Consider the following 5,885-nt stretch of genomic DNA (forward strand, 5'->3'; position numbering starts at 1 on the left):
TGTTTACTAAAAGATTAACAGAGGGGCTTTCTAATGAAGAGAAGAAACGGCAAACGGAATTAGAAGAACGTAATACTCTATTAAATGCAACCGCACAGTATAAGCCTATTTCATTAGATGGTATTGATCTTGTCAAAGAATATTATAGAGCGGATAAGCAATTAGCTGAAGAAAAACAATTGTTGGAGTCCTTTAACTCTAGTGATGGTAATATTGAACGTCAAAAAGAAATTAGTTTAGCATATTATAGCTATGCTCGTGGTTCTTATAAACAATTAGGGGAAGATCATTTTAATAGAGTGAAAGCGTTAGCTAGTTCAAAAGAACGTCAGGAATTAGAGAATTTATTAGATATAGGTAGGCGTGTTTATCAACGGCAATCTAAAAATCGTACTCGTATTTGATTTATGGTATACTATATATACAAAGAAGAGCTATTAACGTGTCGTGGCGTTAGGCTCATCTAAATTGAGAGAAATATAAGCCTAGCGTGTAAACGTTAGGCTTATTTCTTTATTATTTTTCTTGTAGTAAAAAGGATAACATATTAGGTAGGGAAATCCTTGTTAAATGTAATGAAAACGCCTTACAGGCGAAAATAGAGTGTTTTTTTGATATAATAAATGCGTTGCTCCCTCCAATTCTGGCAACAGAGGGGAGGTGTTTCATAAATGGAGATACTATCCAATTTCTTAATCTCTGTCATGGCAAATGTAACTAGCTACTACATTTGCAAGTGGTTAGACGGTAGATAAGCGAGCAACTAGCCCAAGAGGTAGCTCTCTATAAAAAGTAAAAACCCCACGGTGAGCAGACCGTGGGGTTTTGTTTTGCTCCATAAATGGAACTATCCAATTTCTAGCTTACTTATATTATAGCAGGAATGAACTAAAAAGGCCATTCAATGATTGGTAAATAAAATTATCGAAATATTTACCAATAAATAAAACAGGGCTTTTTTCTTAAAATAAAAATGTGCAAAAATAATATATTGATAATATAAGGTTTTGATGGTAAAATGGATATAGGGAAAAATACTTATTGATAATATAAGCCCCCCATAGTGTTTTTAGGGCTTTTTTCTTAAAATAAAAATAGGGAAAAATACTTATTGATAATATAAGCCCCCCTATAGGGGTTTTAGGGGTAAAAAATGATTGAAAAAAAAGAAAAAAAATTAACTGAAAAACAACTTTATAATGCTAAGGTTAAGTGGTTTAAAGAGCATGAATATGAAGAAGTAAAGCCATTAGAATTTTATAGAGATTTATTTCCAATAGGAACATTTGAAAAAGAAAAAGATTATGATTTAGAGCATAATACAGGAAAAGGTAAACCGAATGGTATTATGGTACGTCTTAATGTAAAAGAGGGTCGGAAACAACGGCTTATTTTTGATGATTTAGAAACGATTGAATATGAAATAGGGAATGAAAATGTGATTTTATCTCCGATAGGTTATTTTGGACGATCTAGAAAAAATGAAAATGCAAAGTTATTATATGCGATGGTATTTGATTTAGATGGACAAGAAATGGAGCAATTGAGAGATACTTTACATCAAATGAAAAAATTTATACCGAAAGCAACTTATGTTGTGCTTTCAGGCCATGGTCTACATTTGTATTATGTGTTTAAAGAGCCAATTCGTTTAAATCAACATGTGGTACGAGAATTGAATAAGTTAAAAACAGGGCTTACCAAGAGGATATGGAATTCTTATACTTCATTAGTAGATCCTCAATTTCAACCAATTGCACAAGGCTTTCGTATGGTAGGTTCAGCTAGTAAATTAGGTAAGCGTTATCCTGTGCGAGCTTATCGAGTAGGGGAACGAACAACGATAAAAGAATTAATATCTTATTTTCCAAAAGATTTAAAGGAGTGGAATGAATATCGGATTAATCTTGACTATGCTATTACAACACCAAAAGAAGAAGCAAAAGAATTGTGGCCAGATTGGTATCATAGACGGATTGAATTAGGTCAAAAGCCTAATCGTTGGTATGTTAAACGAGCGTTGTATGATTGGTGGCTTAAACGGTTGCGTGGTGGTGAGATTAAGGTAGGTCATCGCTATTTTGCTATTATGACATTAGGAATTTATGCAATGAAATGCGATATTTCCTTTGAAGAATTAGAGAAAGACGCATACTCTTTGTTGGTACCCTATGAAAAATTAACTGATGATGATGGAAATCATTTTACTGAAGATGATATAAAAACGGCTTTAAAGGTGTATCATGAGGGAGCGTGTAATTATCCTAGAGATATGATTGGAAAGTTTGTTGGGCTAGATATGCCGATTAATAAACGAAATTATCGCACTCAAGAAGAACATTTAAAATTAGCAAGAGGGATAAAAGGTTTAAAAAAACAGATGGGCGAAGTAAGTGAAGGTAGACCTAAAGGTAGTAAAAATAAGGACTATCCTAAAGCAGAAATTATAAAAAAATGGAGAGCGGATAACCCGACAGGCACTAAAGCGGAATGCAATAGGGCTACAAAAATAGATCCTAAAACAATTAGAAAATGGTGGAATAGTGTTGAAATTGCTTATGAAAGTAGACCTGAACAAGAATTAAAGGTAGCAGAAGATATATCAAAATATTCTGAAAAGGAAATAAGGTGATGAGATATGACACAAGATGGAATTTATATAAATCAACTCTATACTACTATTGAAAGTTTATTGTCAGGATATGAAGAATTAAAAGCACATGTTATTCAATCAGTACTACCTGAATCTAAACAAATGGAATTGATAGAAAAGCTATTAGAATCTCAAAATAACGTTAAATCTAAAAATTTACCTGATTTAAAAGCCATTCAAAAAGCAGAAGATGAATTTCAAGCTTGGAGAAATGTATTGATTGATTTAAAGATTATGGATGGGGAAAAAATTTGTTACACTGTCATTCTGGATTAGTTTAATGTTAAATGAGGGTAATCATATTCCATGCGTACACAAAAAACGGTTGCATGATCACAATGTGTATGCAGCCGTTTTTATGTTATACTAAAGATAGGCAAATGATATTTCGAATTGCATAAAAGCACCCCTAATATTACTATTAGGGGTTACTTTTTTTTTAGTTGATCTAAAATTTTATCAATAAAAATTGTTAGTTCTTGCGAACTTGTTATTTTTTCGAATTCTCTGTTAAAAATTTTATTAATCTGAATACCTAAGTCGATGTAATTACTGCATTCGTTGGCTATATACTTTACTTCATCTATTGAGGAAGCATTCGTAATTACATTGCCAAAATTTTTGTCAATTTCAGCAGCGAATTGAAATAGCTTATGCTCTCTTTCTTTTCGCTGCTCTTTTTTTGAAGCAAGTTTAAAAGCCTTATTTATTCTTGCTTCTTTCTCGGATAAATTTTTCTTTTTGGCATTTAAATTTTCTAAATCGGCATTTAATTTATTTACTTGTTTTTGTAAATTATTCATATCAATTTATCCTCGCTTTCCATCAACACATTGATGGCTCATTCCCTTTATTTTAATTTTGTTTGTATCATATATTTTTCACTAATACTATGATACAATATTTTTAAAAATAAAGGAATGCACGCTTAGGTGTTAATTTTTATAAAATAAAAATTAACACGCGTGGTCTGCGACGCTAAAAAAGAAAGAGGTGTAAATAATGGCAATCTATAGATGTTCACTCAAAGTAGCAACGCCTGGGTCAGGTCGTGCTTCCTTTGATTATATTTCCCGTGAAGGTAAATATAAAAACGTTCATGGTAAAGAAGATTGCATTTACACCGAAACTCAAAATTTACCGACATGGGCAAATGATAATGGTCGTAAATTTTGGAGAGAAGAAGAAAAGAAAATGGACGGCTATAGAAAAATTGAGTTAGCTTTACCTAATGAATTATCCAATGAAGAGAATGTTCAGCTGGTGCAGGAGTTCTGTCAAGAACGCTTTGGAGATAATTATGTATATTCCTTTGCAGTTCATGATACAGATGGTTCTTTGAGTGAAGAACGAAATATTCATTGTCATATTATGTTTTCTGAACGGAAAATTGATAAAAACCGGGAAGAGCCTACTAGGGAAAATTATTTTAAAAAAAGCCGAACAAGAAAAGATGGATCAATTAGCGGGGGCTATAAAAAAGATGAAAATATTTGTGGATCTAACAGAAAACAATGGTTAATTGATACACGTCAAATTTGGGAGAATCAAATTAATAAACGGTTAGAAGAAAAAGAATTGCCCTTGGTAACATCAAAATCATTGGAAGAACAAGGTCTTGATCGAGTTCCTATAGATGTATCAAGGGAAGATGTTCAGCTATATCTTAGGACAAAAAAAGCTAGTGAGGATATGGAGCTTTATTTAGCTGTAAAAGCAAGTGGTGGCTTAACTCAATCTGATATTGATAAAGAGAAAAACGCTATTTCTTTTGAAGAACGGTCAATACGAAAGAAACAAGAAATACTTATTCTTACAGAATATCCAAAGTTAATTGATCGTTATGTAAATCGTAATTTTTATGAAGTTCAAGCTAATGAAAAAGAATTAGTAGAATTGTTTACTAAAAGATTAACAGAGGGGCTTTCTAATGAAGAGAAGAAACGGCAAACGGAATTAGAAGAACGTAATACTCTATTAAATGCAACCGCACAGTATAAGCCTATTTCATTAGATGGTATTGATCTTGTCAAAGAATATTATAGAGCGGATAAGCAATTAGCTGAAGAAAAACAATTGTTGGAGTCCTTTAACTCTAGTGATGGTAATATTGAACGTCAAAAAGAAATTAGTTTAGCATATTATAGCTATGCTCGTGGTTCTTATAAACAATTAGGGGAAGATCATTTTAATAGAGTGAAAGCGTTAGCTAGTTCAAAAGAACGTCAGGAATTAGAGAATTTATTAGATATAGGTAGGCGTGTTTATCAACGGCAATCTAAAAATCGTACTCGTATTTGATTTATGGTATACTATATATACAAAGAAGAGCTATTAACGTGTCGTGGCGTTAGGCTCATCTAAATTGAGAGAAATATAAGCCTAGCGTGTAAACGTTAGGCTTATTTCTTTATTATTTTTCTTGTAGTAAAAAGGATAACATATTAGGTAGGGAAATCCTTGTTAAATGTAATGAAAACGCCTTACAGGCGAAAATAGAGTGTTTTTTTGATATAATAAATGCGTTGCTCCCTCCAATTCTGGCAACAGAGGGGAGGTGTTTCATAAATGGAGATACTATCCAATTTCTTAATCTCTGTCATGGCAAATGTAACTAGCTACTACATTTGCAAGTGGTTAGACGGTAGATAAGCGAGCAACTAGCCCAAGAGGTAGCTCTCTATAAAAAGTAAAAACCCCACGGTGAGCAGACCGTGGGGTTTTGTTTTGCTCCATAAATGGAACTATCCAATTTCTAGCTTACTTATATTATAGCAGGAATGAACTAAAAAGGCCATTCAATGATTGGTAAATAAAATTATCGAAATATTTACCAATAAATAAAACAGGGCTTTTTTCTTAAAATAAAAATGTGCAAAAATAATATATTGATAATATAAGGTTTTGATGGTAAAATGGATATAGGGAAAAATACTTATTGATAATATAAGCCCCCCATAGTGTTTTTAGGGCTTTTTTCTTAAAATAAAAATAGGGAAAAATACTTATTGATAATATAAGCCCCCCTATAGGGGTTTTAGGGGTAAAAAATGATTGAAAAAAAAGAAAAAAAATTAACTGAAAAACAACTTTATAATGCTAAGGTTAAGTGGTTTAAAGAGCATGAATATGAAGAAGTAAAGCCATTAGAATTTTATAGAGATTTATTTCCAATAGGAACATTTGAAAAAGAAAAAGATTATGATTTAGAGCATAATACAGGAAAAGGTAA

The 5,885-nt window shown here is 31.9% G+C and carries 6 protein-coding genes; 5 read left to right on the plus strand and 1 reads right to left on the minus strand.

The window, feature by feature from the left end:
• The 3 genes from DYE54_RS10190 to DYE54_RS09905 all read left to right on the plus strand — a co-directional run.
• The coding region (locus tag DYE54_RS10190) for a hypothetical protein (protein WP_172460601.1) at positions 1 to 404 on the plus strand (404 nt) is incomplete at its 5' end.
• Between the two features lie 749 nt (positions 405 to 1,153).
• A complete protein-coding gene (locus tag DYE54_RS09900) occupies positions 1,154 to 2,632 on the plus strand; it encodes a hypothetical protein (protein WP_174900339.1) in 1,479 nt (492 codons plus the stop codon).
• Between the two features lie 6 nt (positions 2,633 to 2,638).
• A complete protein-coding gene (locus DYE54_RS09905; RefSeq protein WP_115311143.1) occupies positions 2,639 to 2,929 on the plus strand; it encodes a hypothetical protein in 291 nt (96 codons plus the stop codon).
• A gap of 152 nt (positions 2,930 to 3,081) precedes the next feature.
• Here the strand turns inward: DYE54_RS09905 and DYE54_RS09910 are convergent, their stop codons facing one another.
• Positions 3,082 to 3,456, minus strand: a complete 375-nt coding sequence (locus DYE54_RS09910) for a hypothetical protein (RefSeq protein ID WP_115311144.1) — start codon at positions 3,454 to 3,456, stop codon at positions 3,082 to 3,084.
• 199 nt (positions 3,457 to 3,655) lie between these two features.
• Between DYE54_RS09910 and DYE54_RS09915 the strand changes: the two genes are divergently transcribed.
• Positions 3,656 to 4,954, plus strand: a complete 1,299-nt coding sequence (locus DYE54_RS09915) for a MobA/MobL family protein (RefSeq protein ID WP_115311145.1) — start codon at positions 3,656 to 3,658, stop codon at positions 4,952 to 4,954.
• A gap of 749 nt (positions 4,955 to 5,703) precedes the next feature.
• On the plus strand, positions 5,704 to 5,885 hold a 182-nt coding region (locus DYE54_RS09920), incomplete at its 3' end, for a hypothetical protein (RefSeq protein WP_479694056.1).

This window comes from Veillonella criceti (assembly GCF_900460315.1).
In the GTDB taxonomy this organism is placed as follows: Bacteria; Bacillota; Negativicutes; order Veillonellales; family Veillonellaceae; genus Veillonella_A; species Veillonella_A criceti.